Annotated in this window: 14 protein-coding genes; 8 read left to right on the forward strand and 6 right to left on the reverse strand. The window is 62.3% G+C overall.

All coding sequences use genetic code 11. The annotated features are described in order from the left end of the window. Positions 1-5: 5 nt before the first annotated feature. Positions 6-812 carry an HAD family hydrolase gene (locus tag CLOEV_RS01265; RefSeq protein WP_051484797.1) on the reverse strand — a complete coding sequence of 269 codons (807 nt, stop codon included), beginning with the start codon at positions 810-812 and terminating at the stop codon, positions 6-8. Between the two features lie 198 nt (positions 813-1,010). Between CLOEV_RS01265 and CLOEV_RS01270 the strand changes: the two genes are divergently transcribed. From CLOEV_RS01270 to CLOEV_RS17485, 8 genes are read left to right on the forward strand one after another with little or no spacing between them, the layout of a single operon-like run. Next, entirely contained in the window at positions 1,011-2,216 is a 1,206-nt protein-coding gene (locus tag CLOEV_RS01270) for an ATP phosphoribosyltransferase regulatory subunit (protein ID WP_008709422.1), read from the forward strand. Further along, positions 2,210-2,848: an ATP phosphoribosyltransferase gene (hisG, locus tag CLOEV_RS01275; RefSeq protein WP_008709424.1), complete on the forward strand. Its 639-nt coding sequence runs from the start codon at positions 2,210-2,212 to the stop codon at positions 2,846-2,848. Before CLOEV_RS01270 ends, hisG begins: the two co-directional genes overlap by 7 nt. Beyond that, the gene (locus CLOEV_RS01280) at positions 2,848-3,417 is read left to right on the forward strand and encodes an imidazoleglycerol-phosphate dehydratase (RefSeq protein ID WP_008709426.1); all 570 of its coding nucleotides are present in this window, start codon (positions 2,848-2,850) and stop codon (positions 3,415-3,417) included. Before hisG ends, CLOEV_RS01280 begins: the two co-directional genes overlap by 1 nt. Continuing rightward, complete coding sequence (locus CLOEV_RS01285) at positions 3,414-4,124, forward strand: 1-(5-phosphoribosyl)-5-[(5-phosphoribosylamino)methylideneamino]imidazole-4-carboxamide isomerase (protein ID WP_008709428.1); 711 nt, start codon at positions 3,414-3,416, stop codon at positions 4,122-4,124. The genes CLOEV_RS01280 and CLOEV_RS01285 overlap by 4 nt, the downstream gene beginning before the upstream one ends. A 21-nt stretch (positions 4,125-4,145) precedes the next feature. Further along, entirely contained in the window at positions 4,146-4,781 is a 636-nt protein-coding gene (gene hisIE, locus CLOEV_RS01290; protein WP_008709430.1) for a bifunctional phosphoribosyl-AMP cyclohydrolase/phosphoribosyl-ATP diphosphatase HisIE, read from the forward strand. Further along, on the forward strand, positions 4,781-5,398 hold the full coding sequence (hisH, locus tag CLOEV_RS01295; protein ID WP_034441430.1) for an imidazole glycerol phosphate synthase subunit HisH: 618 nt from the start codon (positions 4,781-4,783) through the stop codon (positions 5,396-5,398). Before hisIE ends, hisH begins: the two co-directional genes overlap by 1 nt. Before the next feature lie 6 nt (positions 5,399-5,404). After that, positions 5,405-5,956 carry an imidazole glycerol phosphate synthase subunit HisF gene (gene hisF, locus CLOEV_RS01300; RefSeq protein WP_281172921.1) on the forward strand — a complete coding sequence of 184 codons (552 nt, stop codon included), beginning with the start codon at positions 5,405-5,407 and terminating at the stop codon, positions 5,954-5,956. After that, complete coding sequence (locus CLOEV_RS17485) at positions 5,925-6,239, forward strand: HisA/HisF-related TIM barrel protein (RefSeq protein ID WP_425393593.1); 315 nt, start codon at positions 5,925-5,927, stop codon at positions 6,237-6,239. Before hisF ends, CLOEV_RS17485 begins: the two co-directional genes overlap by 32 nt. A gap of 246 nt (positions 6,240-6,485) precedes the next feature. Here CLOEV_RS17485 and CLOEV_RS01305 read toward each other — a convergent pair whose 3' ends face one another. The 5 genes from CLOEV_RS01305 to CLOEV_RS01325 all read right to left on the reverse strand — a co-directional run bounded on the left by CLOEV_RS01305 (position 6,486) and on the right by CLOEV_RS01325 (position 14,889). After that, positions 6,486-8,393: an NAD(+) synthase gene (locus CLOEV_RS01305; RefSeq protein WP_034441431.1), complete on the reverse strand. Its 1,908-nt coding sequence runs from the start codon at positions 8,391-8,393 to the stop codon at positions 6,486-6,488. A 56-nt stretch (positions 8,394-8,449) separates the two neighbouring features. Next, positions 8,450-8,782 carry a winged helix-turn-helix transcriptional regulator gene (locus CLOEV_RS01310; protein ID WP_008708909.1) on the reverse strand — a complete coding sequence of 111 codons (333 nt, stop codon included), beginning with the start codon at positions 8,780-8,782 and terminating at the stop codon, positions 8,450-8,452. A gap of 259 nt (positions 8,783-9,041) precedes the next feature. Further along, complete coding sequence (locus CLOEV_RS01315) at positions 9,042-10,541, reverse strand: efflux transporter outer membrane subunit (protein WP_034441433.1); 1,500 nt, start codon at positions 10,539-10,541, stop codon at positions 9,042-9,044. Positions 10,542-10,554: 13 nt separating this feature from the next. Beyond that, entirely contained in the window at positions 10,555-13,680 is a 3,126-nt protein-coding gene (locus CLOEV_RS01320) for an efflux RND transporter permease subunit (RefSeq protein ID WP_034441435.1), read from the reverse strand. Positions 13,681-13,683: 3 nt separating this feature from the next. After that, a complete protein-coding gene (locus CLOEV_RS01325; protein WP_051484799.1) occupies positions 13,684-14,889 on the reverse strand; it encodes an efflux RND transporter periplasmic adaptor subunit in 1,206 nt (401 codons plus the stop codon). Positions 14,890-14,919 lie beyond the last annotated feature (30 nt).

Consider the following 14,919-nt stretch of genomic DNA (forward strand, 5'->3'; position numbering starts at 1 on the left):
CTCCTTTACCGGGCGTCTGTGAGGAGGCCCGCCGCGACAGACGCGCGCACGGCCTCCTCCGTAGTGTCATAGCGGAACTCGGCCTCCGGCAGCAAGTGACCTACCGCCGCGAAGCGTCCCCTGCCGAAGGCCGCCTGCGCCTGCATGTCGCTCGCCGTGTCTCCGAAGAATACCGGCGAAGCGGCGCCGAGGCGGCGGCAAAGTATCTCAAGTCCCTCCGGCGACGGTTTGGTGATGCCGCTGTCGGAATTTATTATCAGCTCGTCGGGAAAATCTTCCCACCCGAGACTCTCCTTGCCCAGCTCCCATTCGAGATCGTTGCGCCCAGAATATATCGCTGCGGGCAGCCCCAGCTCCTTCCAGTGCATCTTTATCATCGGCTTTTCGAGCAGATGCAGGCCGTATCCTTTGCCGCCGTAGAGTTCGGCGCATAGTTCCCGCACATCGCGGCGCGGGACGAGGGCGCCGTATCGCGCCGCCGCCCATTCGTGGGACGGCGCGCGGCAGTCCTCCAATTCCGAATAGAGCCTTTCGGGGGAGGGAAGCGCCTTTGAGAGAAGTTTCTCGCCGCTCGCCGCGGCCATTGAAAGTAGCGTCCAGGCGATGTCATAGTCGTCGTTGAAAGCGCCGTGACGCTTCAATACGCGTTCATGTCCCGCGTTGTAGCCGGGCGTGTCGGATATGCCGCCGCAGAATTTCTCCCAGCCGCCGAAGACCGCCTGCCGTATCACCTCTGGAAACGACCGGGCCACGTCGAGCAGCACTCCGTCGATATCAAATATCAGGGCGTCCGCTTTAAAATTTGTCTCCATTTCTACCGGCTCCTTCAGTCTCTTGTCAGCCTCCCTTCGGGGGGCATGACTCAATATTATATGTTTTTGCCGGACTTATTGTGTTTCACATTTGCAAAAGCGGCAAACGAGTGCTATTATATATCCCGCTTACGAAATTATCAAGCTATCACTTTAGCTAAGTAAAATGATAGCTGGAACAGTGAAAGGATGAAGACGATGAACAGGAATCCGAAGGGGTGCAGCAACATTGGCGGAGCGATCGCGGCCAATATGGAATATTGCAGAGGCGCGGCGATGCATCTATTTTCCCTTTACGGATACCATCCGTTCAGCCCCGCTGAGTTCCAGCTTGTGGAGGACGTCTGGAGCAAGATCGCTCCGGCGCGCGCGCGCCGCCTCATTCCCCTGATGTCGCCGCTCGGCGAGCCCTGCGTGCTGCGCGGCGACCTGACGCTTACGGCGGTCGCCTATCTGGGCAGCCACCACACATGCAGCGAGAGGCCGCTGCGCCTTTCGTATGCCGACCGTATCTTTTCCGTGCCGCAGCCGCCAAAGGATAACCTTGAGGAGAATCAGGTCGGCGTGGAGCTGATCGGCTGGGAGGATACGGGGGCCGACGCGGAGACGGCGGTGCTGCTGCTGCGCACGCTCGACCTGCTCAGCATCGAGCGGTCGGCGCTGGTGCTCGGCGACGTCTCCGTCCTCGCGGGGATATTCGGCGGCCTGCCGGAGAGCCGCGCGGGGAAACTGATAGAGGCTTTACAGGAACGGGCCTATACGAAATACAATATGCTGCTCGACGGGCTCGCGCTTCCGGAAGATAAGACGCTGCTGCTCCGGCGGCTGCCGTCGTTAAAGGGCGACGTTTCGGTGATCGGCGAAGCGATGGGATTGTTTGAAGATCCATCGGTGCTGATGCCGCTCAAGCGTCTCTGCGACAGCCTCTGCAAGCTCGGCTATGCGGAGCGGCTGCGTGTCGACCTGAGCTTCGTGCGCGACCTCGGATACTACAGCGGCCCCATATATAACGCCTATTCGTCTGTCGACGGCGTTCTGCTCGGAGGCGGCGGGCGCTACGACGGGCTGCTCGCGAAAGAGGGGATAGAGGGACAGGCCGCGGGCTTCGCCCTCAATCTTAAGGAGCTTGCCGCGCACTGCGCCTCCCCCGCCCCCGCGCCGCTGATGATGCTCTGGGGCGGCTCCTGCGCCAACGCGGAGGCGCTGCGTTACGCCGACGCGCTTTCAAAGAAAAACATCGCCTTTGAGCTGAGCTGGACGAAAGACAGGAAAGAGTCCCTCTCGACCGCCTCCCTGCGCGGCTACAAGTGGTGGATAGACTTAGGCGGCAGGCGGGTGACGCTGCTCCCCGGCGGCCGCGAGATCTCGTTGAACGAGTTTGAATCGGAGGTACTCTCATGCTGACATTCGCACTTCCCACGGGCCGTTCGCTCGACAGCTGCGTGGATATTCTGGAGCGGGCGGGACTGCCTACCGCGAAATTAAAGGACGCTGGGCGCAACCTCGTGATAGAGGAGACCAGTTTCCGTTATCTGCTGTCAAAGCCCTCCGACGTCCCCGCGATGGTGTACTACGGCGCGGCGGATCTGGCGCTCGCCGGCAGCGACGTGATAGAGGAGGCCGGCATCGAGCTCACCGAACTTCTCGATACCGGCAGGGGCCGCTGCGTGATGGCGGTCGCCGGCCCGGAGGAGATGGCGGAAAAATTCGGCGGCCATGTCTCCGGGCTCATGGGGCTTAAGGTGGCGACGAAATACACGCGCCTTGCCGAAAAGACCTTCGCGGAATGGGGCGTTCAGATAAAGCTGCTGAAGCTGAACGGCTCGGTGGAACTCGCGCCGGCGCTGGGCCTTGCCGACTGCATCTTCGACGTCGTGCAGACGGGCGGCACGCTGAAGGCCAACGGCCTGCGCGTGATCAAGGAGACGATGCCCGTCTCGCTGCGCCTCGTCGCCGGCATCTCATCCGTACAGCTGCGGTGGGGCTCGCTCTTCGGCGTGGTGGAGGCGATAGACTCGGCGGTGAGGGCGGCCTGATGATAGCGGAGATAATACGCAATACCAAGGAGACACAGATAGAACTGACGCTGAGCGATGAGAGCCGCGAACGCTCGATCGATATAAACTGCGGCTTTCTTTCGCACATGCTGGACCTGCTCTGTCACCGCACGGCCCTGGGCCTTGTAATAAAAGCCCGCGGTGATGTCGAGGTCGACAGCCACCACCTCGCGGAGGATGCCGGCATCGCTCTGGGACAGGCGCTGCGCAAGATAGCGGCCGCCGCGCCGATACGCCGCTACGGCTCCGCGCTGCTGCCGATGGACGGCTCGCTCGCGCGCGTGGCGCTTGATTTCAGCGGCAGGGGCGGCCTCTGGTGGAAGGGGGAGTTTCCCTCCCAGAAGTGCGGCGATTTCGATATGGAGCTGGTCCCCGAATTCTTCGCGGGTTTTGCGCGCGAGGCGGGGCTGACCCTCCACATCGCCCTGCTTGAGACAGACAACTCACACCACGCGGCCGAGGCGGCCTTCAAAGGCGTGGGGCTGGCGCTTAAAGAGGCGCTCGCTCCCGCGCAGACCGCTCCCAGCACGAAGGGGCTGTGGCTGTGAAGATATTTCCCGCGGTGGATCTATACGAAGGCAAAGTTGTCCGCCTCACGCAGGGCGACTACTCGCGCCGCCGCGTCTATGAGCTCTCGCCCCTCGACGCGGCGAAAAGCTTCCGTGACGCCGGCTGCCCGCGCATCCACGTCGTAGACCTAGAAGGGGCGCGGACGGGGGAGCCGAAACATCTGAAAGAGCTCTCCGCGATAGCCTCCCTCGGACTCTTCGTCCAGTACGGCGGCGGCCTGCGCAGCGCCGAAGCGGTGGCGCGGGCGGTATCCGCCGGCGCCGGGCGCGTGATGGCGGGAAGCCTCATATTCAAGGATTTGGGGCGCGCCTCGGAACTCAGCGCCCGCTTCGGAGACAAGATAATGGCGGCGGTAGATATAAAAAACGGCAAAGTAGTGCACTCGGGATGGCTTGCCGCCACGGAATTCAGCGCCGCCGAGGCGGTGGACAAGCTTTTCGCGATGGGCTTCTCGTCGTTTCTCGTGACCCAGACGGAGCGTGACGGAATGATGTCCGGAACGGACGCCTCCGTATACGGATCGCTCGCGGCCCGGGGCCGTTTTATCGCCGCCGCCGGCGGCGTGACGGACCTGCACGACATCCGCGCGCTCGCCGCGGCCGGCGTTGACGCGGCCGTGGTCGGAAAAAGCTTGTACGAAGGCGGCATAACGCTCGCAGAGGCCCTGGATGCCTGCTCTGAATAGATGAAAAAGAGGAAAAGATAAATGATGAATATAGACCTTTCATTGATAAAATTTGACGAAAAGGGACTTGTTCCCGTAGTCGTTCAGGACGCCGTCACCGCCGAAGTGCTTATGACCGCCTGGGCGAACGCCGAGGCGCTCGCGGAGACGGCGCGGTGCGAAGAGATGGTCTTCTGGAGCCGCTCTCGCGGCGAACTTTGGCACAAGGGCGAAACGAGCGGCAGCCGGATGTGCCTGCGCGAGCTGCGTGTCGACTGCGACGGGGATACGCTGCTGGCGATCGTCGAGCCGCTGGGCCCGGCCTGCCACACGGGCGAGCGCAGTTGTTTTTACCGCAGCCTCTGCGGAGAGGCGGATTCGACGGAGGCCACCTTCCTCGGCCGTCTCTGGCGATACCTGAACGTCAGGAAGGACGACGATCCGAAAGAGAGCTACACGGCGCGGCTCCTGCGGTCCGGGCTTTCGCGCGTAGCCCAGAAGGTCGGCGAGGAGGGCGTTGAAACGGCGCTTGCCTGCGCGACCGGCGACCGCGATGGTTTTCGCTACGAGGCGGCCGATCTGCTCTACCACCTGCTTACGGCATGTATCGCGGCCGGCGTGCCCTTTGACGAAGTGCTTCGCGAGCTCGCCTCGCGCCACAAGGGGGCGAAGAAATAATGATCGCGGTGATAGACTACGGAGCCGGAAACCTGAAAAGCGTTAAAAACGCCCTCGACCACCTCGGTGCTGCGAACATGCGCGCCTCCACGGCGAAAGAGATATTGCTCGCCGACGCGGTGATACTGCCCGGCGTCGGCGAATTCGGCACCGCGATGGCGGAGCTTGAACGCCGCGGGATAAAAGAGGCGGTCATAGAGGCGGCGAACGGAGGCCGGCCCCTGCTGGGGATCTGCCTCGGTATGCAGCTGCTCTTTGAGGCGGGCGAGGAGAGCCCCGGGGCGAAGGGGCTCGGCATCCTGCCGGGGCGCGTGCCCCGCTTTCCCGCGGAGATGGGGCTCAAGATACCCCACATGGGCTGGAACTCCGTCATGCCACTCAAAGAAAACCGTCTGCTTGACGGGCTGCCCAAAGGTTCATACATGTACTTCGTACACTCATTCTATGTAAAAGCCGCCGAGCGCGCCGACGTGAGCGCCATTTCGGAATACGGCCTCATATTCGACGCCGCAGTCGAGCGGGGGAACATCTTTGGCTGCCAGTTCCATCCTGAAAAGAGCGGGGCGGCCGGGCTTGTGATATTGAAAAATTTTATAGAAATAGCGAAGGGAGAATAAACGAAAATGTTTGCGAAGAGAATAATACCATGCCTTGATATAAAAGAGGGAAGAGTCGTCAAGGGAGTGAACTTTGTCGGACTGCGCGACGCGGGCGACCCCGTGGAATGCGCGAAGGCCTATGAAAAGGCTGGGGCCGACGAGATCGTCTTCCTTGACATCACCGCCACCAGCGACGACCGTAAGACCGTAGTCGACCTTGTGCGCCGCGTCACCGCCGAAGTCTTCGTGCCGATCACCGTCGGCGGCGGGATTCGGAGCGTCGGCGACATCCGCGAAATACTGCGCGCCGGGGCCGATAAAGTCTCGCTGAATTCAGCGGCGGTAAAAAATCCCGCCCTCATCAGCGAGGCGGCCAAAGTTTTTGGCAGCCAGTGCGTGGTTGTCGCGATAGACGCGAAACGCAAAGGCGACGGCTACTGGGAGGTCTATACGGCGGGAGGAAGACGCCCCGAGCACATGGACGCCTTCTGCTGGGCTGTTGAGGCCGAGCGGGCTCGGCGCGGGCGAGATACTGCTGACGAGCATGGACCGCGACGGCACAAAGGCGGGCTATGACCTCGAGCTGACGGAGCTTATCAGCGGATCGGTGAACATCCCCGTCATCGCCTCCGGCGGCGCCGGCGGATATTCGCATTTTTACGACGCCCTGACGCGCGGCCGCGCCGACGCGGTACTGGCGGCCTCGCTTTTCCACTTCAACGAAATACCGATCCCCGCGCTGAAAGAATACCTGGCCGGACGCGGCATCCCTGTAAGAAAGAACGCGGAGGGGCGGCGCGCGCCCTACGAAATGTCGCAGGAGGAAGTTGGGTTCTTTGGGATCTGCGGCGAAGCGTAAATCGGCGTTTAGACGTGCGAGTTGCTAAATAAAACGGGGTCTGCGGTCCTGCGGTAAACGCATCCGCATGCCGCGGCAATTTGGATAATTTGAAAGAGTTCCCCGCCATTGGCGGGGAACATTGCCTTGCAACGGCACACACGTTCTTACGTCTTGCTATTTACTTCCAGGGACTGTTGTTCCTGTGTACAGCCCTGGCTCTTCAGTTCAGCCGGCAAAAGAAGCGTCCCTCAGTCTTCTGCCAGGTTATTCCAGCTCCGCGAGCCACAGCGCCGCGGCGGCGTCCGAGGGCATGCGCCAGTCGCCGCGCGGGGAGAGGGTGACGGAGCCGACCTTGGGGCCGTCGGGCATACAGGAACGTTTGAATTGCTGGGCGAAGAAGCGGCGGTAGAAATTTTTCAGCCATTTGTCTATCGTTCCGCCGTCATAGATTCCGGCGAAGGCGGCATTTGCCAGCCGGCGCACCTTGCGCGGCGAAAAACCGCAGCGCACGGCGTGGTAGAGGAAGAAGTCGTGCAGCTCGTAGGGGCCGACGAGGTCTTCCGTTATCTGCGAGATCTCGCCGTCCTTCGCCGGCAGCAGCTCCGGGCTCACCGGAGTGTCGAGGATGTCCAGCAGCGCGCGGCGCAGCGGTTCGTTTTCCGCGCTGTCGGCGGCGTAGCGCACGATGTGGCGCACGAGCGTCTTCGGCACGGAGGCGTTGACGCCGTACATCGACATCTGATCTCCGTTGTAGGTCGCCCAGCCGAGCGCGAGTTCCGAGAGGTCGCCGGTGCCGACGACGAGGCCCCCCTCTTTATTGGCGATGTCCATCAGCACCTGCGTGCGTTCGCGCGCCTGCGCGTTTTCAAAGGTCACGTCATATTCGTCCTCTTTATGGCCGATGTCGCGGAAGTGGAGTTTCACCGCTTCCGTTATGTCGACGCATCTGAAATCGACGCCGAGCGCCTCGCAGAGCAGTTCCGCGTTGCCCTTCGTCCTTGCCGTGGTGCCGAAGCAGGGCATCGTCACGGCGAGGACGCCGGTGCGCGGGCGCTTCATCAGGTCCGACGCCCTGACGGCGACGAGCAGCGCCAGGCAGGAGTCGAGGCCGCCCGAAACGCCGATGACGGCCTTTTTCGCGCGCGCGTGTTCAAGCCGTTTTTTGAGGCCGTGAGCCTGCATCGTGAGGATCGCCGCGGCGCGCCTGCCGCGCTCCGCGCCGTCGTCGGGGACGAAGGGCCGCCTTGGGATGAGGCGCTCCGCGAGGTCCGTATCCGATGCCTCCATTTCAAACGTTATGGTCTGGTATCCCGCCGTCCCTTCTTCGGGATAGGTCGTCAGCCGTTTGCGTTCCTGTGCGAGCAGCTGCGCGTCAGTGACCGCGGAACTGTGTCCCGCAGTGAAGGGCTCGCATTCGGACAGCAGACGCCCGTTCTCCGCGACAATGTCGTGTCCGCCGAATACCATGTCGGTCGTCGATTCTCCCCGGTCGGCGTCGGCGTAGACGTAGGCGCAGACAAGGCGCGCCGATTGTCCCAGGACGAGGGCGCGGCGGTATTCCGCTTTGCCGACCGTTTCGTCGCTCGCGGAAAGGTTGGCGATGATTCGCGCCCCCGCGAGCGCGTGGCGGACGGACGGAGGTTCCGGCACCCAGAGATCCTCGCATATTTCGGCGGCGAAGCTGAAATCCCGCATACCGGCGCACCGGAAGAGCAGCTTGCTGCCGAATGGGACCTCCTCCCCGCAAAGCCACGCCGTCGCGTTTTCCTCTGGAGCGGGGGAAAACCATCTCTTTTCATAAAATTCGCCGTAGTTGGGGAGGTTCTTTTTCGGGACGAGGCCGAGCAGCGCGCCCCTGTAGATGACGGCGGCGCAGTTATACAACTTTCCTCCGTGCGCTACGGGAAGGCCGGCGATGATCACGACGGAGAGATCCGACGCGGCGCGCATTACCTTTGAAAGCGACCGTTCTGCGGCCTCCGTCAGCGTCGGCTGAAAAAAGAGGTCGCCGCAGGTGTAGCCCGTGAGGCAGAGCTCCGGCAAAACGAGCAGGCGCACCCCATCGCGCGCAGCGCGCGCGGCCGCGTCGACGATCATTTCCGCGTTATAATCGCAGTCCGCGACGCGCATCTCCGGCGAAACAGCGGCGACCTTTATAAATCCGTCCCTCATAGGTACTCCTTTCCACGGCCCCTTGGCCGTTTAACGATCTGCTATGCACGCTGTTTTTAAGACTGGCGTTCAAGCGTCTCCTTATAGCTCTCTCCCCAGCTTACCATCGCGTCGAGTATCGGTTTCAGGCTGCGGCCGGTCCCGGTCAGGGTGTATTCGACGCGCGGCGGGACTTCGGCGTAGACTTTGCGGGTCAGCAGGCCGCTCTCTTCCATTGCGCGGAGCTGCTGCGTGAGCACCTTCTGCGTGACGGTGCCGATCGATTTTTTCAGCTCTCCGAAACGTTTCGTCCCCGGCATGAGGTCGCGCAGGATGAGCACCTTCCATTTATCGCCGATCAGCGTCAGCGTGGTCTCCACTGGGCAGGGCGGCAGCTCTTTTTTCGGCATATCGTTTCCTCCGTTAGTATCATTAAGGTAACTACAATACAAAATAGTGCTTACTTTATATTATATCCCAATATTTTTTATTATATGTCCGCAGAGAGCGCAAGGCAAGCTCGGCCATATAAGATTGAATTGCGGGAGTGGAGGCTCTGTGGTTTTGCACCAACTCCACGAAAGCGGCCATTGCCGGGCCGCTGCCGGCTAAACAAAGGGCCCTCCCGCGCGGGAGGGCCCTACGTGTGCCGCCGTGTTTACGCGGACGTTACTTTTTAGCTTTTTTCGCCGCTTCGGCAAGGGCCCGTTCGGCCTCTTCCATCGGCTGCCAGCCGCCGCCGAGGGCTTTGAAGAGCGCCACGGCGTTGGCCGATATCTGCCCCTGGCTGATGACGTACTCTTCCGAGAGCGACGTCAGCGAGCGCTGGGCGTTGATGACGTTCGTGAAGTCGACGAGGCCGTTCGCGTATTTGTCGTTGGCCACGTCAAGCGCCGCCTGGGCCGCCTCGACGCCGCGCTTGAGCGATTCGCTGCGTTCGTATTCCTTCACGTTGGAGGACAGCGAGTCGCGCACCTCGCCGACGGCGGAGAGCACAGTCTGTTCGTATGACGCGAGCAGCTGCTCGGCGATCGCGCCCTGCGCTTTGATGTTGCTGCGTATAGCTCCCGCGTGGAAGATCGGCCAGCTTATCTGCGGCATGAAGCTGTAGAGCTTCGCCGGGCCTCCAAAGAGCGAGCCCCAGTTGCCGGCCTCGGTGCCGATCGAACCGGTAAGGTAGAATTTGGGCCAGAGGTCCGCCTGCGCGGATTTCTTACGCGCGAGCTGGGCGACGAGCAGCCGTTCGGCCTGGCGGATGTCGGGGCGCTGGCGGATGGCGTTCGCGGGGATGCCGAGGAATCGCGTATCGGAGATCTTCGGTATCGGCTGTTTGGCGGCCAGCTTTTCCGCAAGGGTGCCGGGCACCTCGCCCACGAGGATCGCGAGCGCGTTCATCGTCTGCTCTATTGAGGATTCGATGCTCGGTATGCCGGCCTTTGTCTGTTCCATCGTGTACTGCGCCTGCTTCAGCGCGAGCGAGTCGGAGAGGCCGGAGTCTACCTTTGACTGCTGGATGTCCACGGTATTCTGCTGCAGGCTGAGGTTGTACCTGGCGATCGCGAGGCGTTCCTGCAGGGTGCGCAGCGAGATATAGTTCATCGCCACCTCGGAGGCGAGGCTCGTCCAGGCGGAGTAGAGCGCGGCGTACTGCGCCTCGAGCGTCGCGCGCTGGGCTTCCACCTTCGCGCGCTGTCCTCCGAAGACGTCTATCTCCCACGAGGCGTCCAACCCGAGCTTGTATAGGCTGCCGCCGTTCCCGCTGCCCCCCGCCTCGACCGGCGTTCTTCCGTTGTTCCAGAAGTCTGTCGAGCCGAGCCACGGAAGCAGCGCCGCCCTGCTGACGCCGAGCGAGGCGCGCGCCTCCGTCACCCTGGCGCGGGCCGTCGCGAGGGTGCGGTTGTTTTCGAGCGACCGTTTGACGAGGGCGGTCATCTGCGGATCGCCGAACGCGTCCCACCAGCTAGCGAGCCGCTCAGGCGTCAGCGCCGGGGAAATATCCGGCGAGACGGCGGGGATGGGATAGGCCCCGGCCAGCTCCGTCCAGCTCACCTCTTTGAGCCTGATATCGGCCGAGGGCAGTTCGTTCTTTGCTCCCGGCGCTGCCATGGCCGCGCCCGCTGCCGCCGCCATCAACATCACGGCTGCCGTGCATTTGCTGAGAAAGTTCATCTTCGCGCGCCTCCTATCCTTCCCTCTTGACGCTGCCCATGCGCCCTTTGATCTTCTCCCGCGCGCCCTGGAATATTACGTAGAGGGCGGGTATGACGAAGATGCCCAGAATGCTTGCCGCGCTCATACCGAAGAACATCGTCGTGCCGACCGCCTTGCGGCTTGCCGCGCCGGCTCCCGAGGCGAAGAGCATCGGGAGGACGCCGAGGACGCAGGTGAAGGCCGTCATGAGGACGGCGCGGAAACGTTCGCTTGCCGCGGTGGCCGCCGCCTGGATGAGCGGCAGTCGGTGCTCTTCGCGCTGTTCTTTCGCGAACTCGACGATGAGGATCGCGTTCTTCGCGGCGAGGCCGATAAGCAGCAATATCCCCAGCTGGGCGTAGACGGAGAGGGAGAGCCCCATCATCCGCAGGCCGCCCAGGGCGCCGAACATCGCGACCGGCAGCGAGAGCATGACTGGCACGGGAACGGTCCAGCTCTCATACTGGGCGACGAGGAAGAGGTAGGCGAACACGAGCGCTATGATAAGCACTAAAAGTATCCCCCCGCGCGAATCCTGTTCCTGATAGGTCATCCCCGACCATTCATAGGTATAGCCTTCGGGGAGGCTCTTCGCGAGCCCCGCGACGCGTGCGATGCCCTGCCCCGTCGAGTAGCCGGGCTTCATCACGATCGTAATGCCGGCGCTCGGATAGAGATTGTAGCGGTCTATCGTTCTCGGCGCGAGGGTCTTTCTCACCGTCGTCAGGCTCCGCACGGGAACCTGCCCGCCGGAGGCGTTTTCCACGAAGATGCCGCCGATGCTGTCAATATTGCTTCTATAGCCCCAGTCCGACTGGAGCATGACCTTGTTGACCTGCGTGCCGATGTTGACGTCGTTGATGTAGGCCGAGCCGAAGTAGGTCTGGAGCGTCGAGAATATCGACGAGACTGGAACGTCCATCATCTCCGCCTTTTCGCGGTCGATATCGAGGTAGAGATGGGGCGTGTTCGCCGTGTATGTGCTGAAGGCGTAGAGAAATTCCGGAGCCTTGTTGATCTCGGCGAGCAGCTTCTCCATCACCTCGGCCAGCTGTGCGGGGTCGTTGTCCTTAGCGGACTGGAGCCTCATATCAAGGCCGGAGGCCATACCGATCCCGCTGATCGCGGGCGGAGTGAAGACGCTTATTTTAGCGCCGCGGTATTTCGCGGCGATCTCGTTTGTGCGGGAGACAAGATAGCCGAGCTGTGTATCCTTTGTCTTGCGCTGGTCCCACGGCTTGAGCGAAAGGATGAGCGAGGCCACGTTTTCTCCGTCTCCGCCAAGAAGGTTGCGTCCCTCGATATTCATGACGTCACGGACTCCGGGAAGCGCCAGAGCCTCTTTTGCCATCGCGCGCGAGATCTTCTGCGTGCGCGGCATCGTGGCGCCCTCCGGCAGCTGGATCGTGGCGAAGACCGCACCCTGGTCTTCGTCTGGGATGAACGAGGTCGGCGTCGTCACCGTTATCGCCCAGCAGGCCGCGATGACGGCGGCCAGCGCGCAGAGCGATACCGTGACGCGGCCCGCAAGCCATACGGAGCCGGCCACATAGCCGCGCGTCGCGCCGGCCAGCGCGTTGTTGAACCATTTGAGCGGGCCGCGCCGCGCGGGTTTTACCTGACGCAGCAGATAGGCGCACATCGCGGGCGAGAGCGTGAGCGCCACCACGAGCGAGAAGACGACGGCGAATGAGATCGTCACGGCGAACTGTTTGTATATCTGGCCGGTGATGCCGCTCATGAAGCCGACGGGCACGAATATGGCGAGGAATACGAGCGTCGTCGCCGCCATCGGTCCGGTGACGTCGTCCATGGCCTGGAGCGTAGCCTCCCGTGGCGTGCAGCCGTCGCGGTCCATAATGAACAGGACGCGCTCGACGACGACTATCGCGTTGTCGACGACCGTGCCGATGACCAGTACGAGCCCGAAGAGCGAAAGTATGTTGATGCTGTATCCCATCGCGGCGAGGCCGATGAAGGTGGCGAGCAGCGATATCGGGATGGCGGCGACTGGGACCAGCGTCACGCGCCAGTCCTGCAGGAAGAGGTAGCAGACTAGGACGACGAGGATAAAGGTGAGCACCAGAGTTGTGAGTATCTCCTTTATCGTCGCCTGAACGTAGAGAGTCGAATCATAGGGGAGGCGAAGCTCCATGTCCTTCGGCAGCGTCGCCGATATTTTAGCCATCGTTTTTTTAACGCCGGCCATGACGTCGAGGGCGTTTGAGCCCGCGGCCTGCGAGAGCATCATCGCCGCCGCGGCGCCTCCGTTTTCGCTGGAATTCATATTGTAGGATTCCGCGCCCAGCTCGATGCGCGCGACGTCGCGGAGCTTTACCAGGCCCCCCTGCGCCGTGGTGCGGACGATGATGTTTTCAAAATCACGCACATCCGAAAGCCGTCCCTTCGCCTGCAGCGAATAGACGAGCGGACTGTCCGAATTGCCGGGCGCAGCGCCGACGGAACCTATCGAAGCCTGCTTGTTCTGGCTCTGGATGGCGGCGGCGACGTCGCCTGTCGAAAGGCCGAGCGCCGCGATGCGCGCCGGGTCCAGCCAGACGCGGATGCTGTACTTGGAGCCGAAGACCACGACCTCGCCCATCCCGTAGACGCGTTTCATCTGATTCTTTATATTCGAATGGGCGTAATTGTTGAGCTCAAGTTCGCTGTAGGTGCCGTTCGGCGACGACAGCGCAAGCAGCCCCAGCGTATCGGAAAAGGCCGTTACGACGGTAATGCCCTCGTCTATGACCTCTGAGGGCAGCTGCGGCGTCACCTGTGAGACGCGGTTCTGTACGCGCACGAGCGCCATGTCGGGGTCGGTGCCGGTGGCGAAGGTCACGTATAATGTGTATTGGCCGTTGTTGCTCGAGGTGGAGTTCATGTAGATCATACCTTCGACGCCGTTTACCATCTCCTCAAGGGGGACGCCGACGGTGTTTGCGATCGTCGAAGCGTCCGCTCCGCGGTAGGTGGTGTTTACGCGTATCTGGGGCGGCGTGACGTCCGGGTACTGCGCGACCGGCAGCGAGAAGGCCGCGATCGTACCGGCGAGGCCCAGCAGTATGCAGATGACCATTGCAAAACGCGGGCGTTCTATAAAAAATTTCGCGAACATCTTTTAATTTGCCTCTTTCCCGTCGGGGTCGGCCTGCGCCGCGACGGCGTCGCCGACCCTCACCTTTACACCGGGGCTGAGGCTCTGTATTCCGGAAACGACCACCTTTTGTCCCGCGGATAGTCCCTCTTTGACCTCGCGCATCTGCCCCATCTCGCGCCCCAGCGCGACGCGGGCCGCGCGTACCGTGTCGTCGGCGTTCAGGAGGTAAACATAATCGCCCTCCCCGTCGGCCATGACCGCGGACTGCGGGACGACCGCCGCCGCGCGGCTCTTGGCGGGCCGCGCGAAAACGCGCACCATCCCGCCGGGGATCAGCATGCCGTCTCCGTTCGCGTAGCGCAGGCGCACAAGGACGGTGCCGGTCTGCCGCTCTACGACGTTGTCCTCGAAATCACGCTCGCCGGCGGCCTCGAACGAAGTCCCGTTGCTCAGCACGAGCTTGGTCTTATATACCGGTCCCTGTTTCTTAAATAGTTCGAGCTGGTCGAGGTAATCCCTGTCCGGCAGCGAATAGGAGACGCGTATCGGGTCCATCTGCACGATCGAGGCGAGCGCCCCGCTCTGCGGCGTGACATAATTGCCCTTTGTGAAGGCTGCGGCCCCGATCTTTCCCGTGATCGGCGAGGTGATGCGGCAATAGCCGAGATCTATCTCCGCGAGGCGCAGTGAGGCCTTGGCCTGCGAGAGGGCGGCCCTTCCCTGAAGAAGATTGCTCTCCGCCGTGTCCCTGTCCGCCGCCGAGACCGCGCGCGCATCCGCCGCCGTTACGCGGGCGTGATACTTCTCCGCCTCCGCAAGCGTCGCCCTCGCCCGTTCGAGCTCCGCGCGGCGCAGCTCCACCGTCGCCTGATAGGGCGCCGGCTCTATCTGAAAGAGCAGGTCACCGGCGCGTACGAGGGCGCCCTCTTTGAAGCAGACCTTCGCGATCTCTCCGGATATCTGCGGCTTTACCTGAACATACTGGATCGCCTCCACACGTCCCACGTACTCGGAAGGCTGGGAGGAGACATCCGCCGTCCCGACGGATGTGACCGTTACAAGCGGCTCCCCCGCCGGAGCCTGCCCCCCGGCGGTCGTTTCTTTCGCCGCTATTTTGCAGCCACAGGCCGCCGCCGCGACCACCGCCGCGACGAGCGCGATCTTGATCCAGGCGGATCGCGGCCTGCCGGTCAATTCAAAATTCTTTTTGTCACCCGCGTTTTGCATTTTTCTACCTTCTCTTCCATATATATTTTA

Source organism: Cloacibacillus evryensis DSM 19522 (genome assembly GCF_000585335.1).
GTDB classification, from domain to species: domain Bacteria; phylum Synergistota; class Synergistia; order Synergistales; family Synergistaceae; genus Cloacibacillus; species Cloacibacillus evryensis.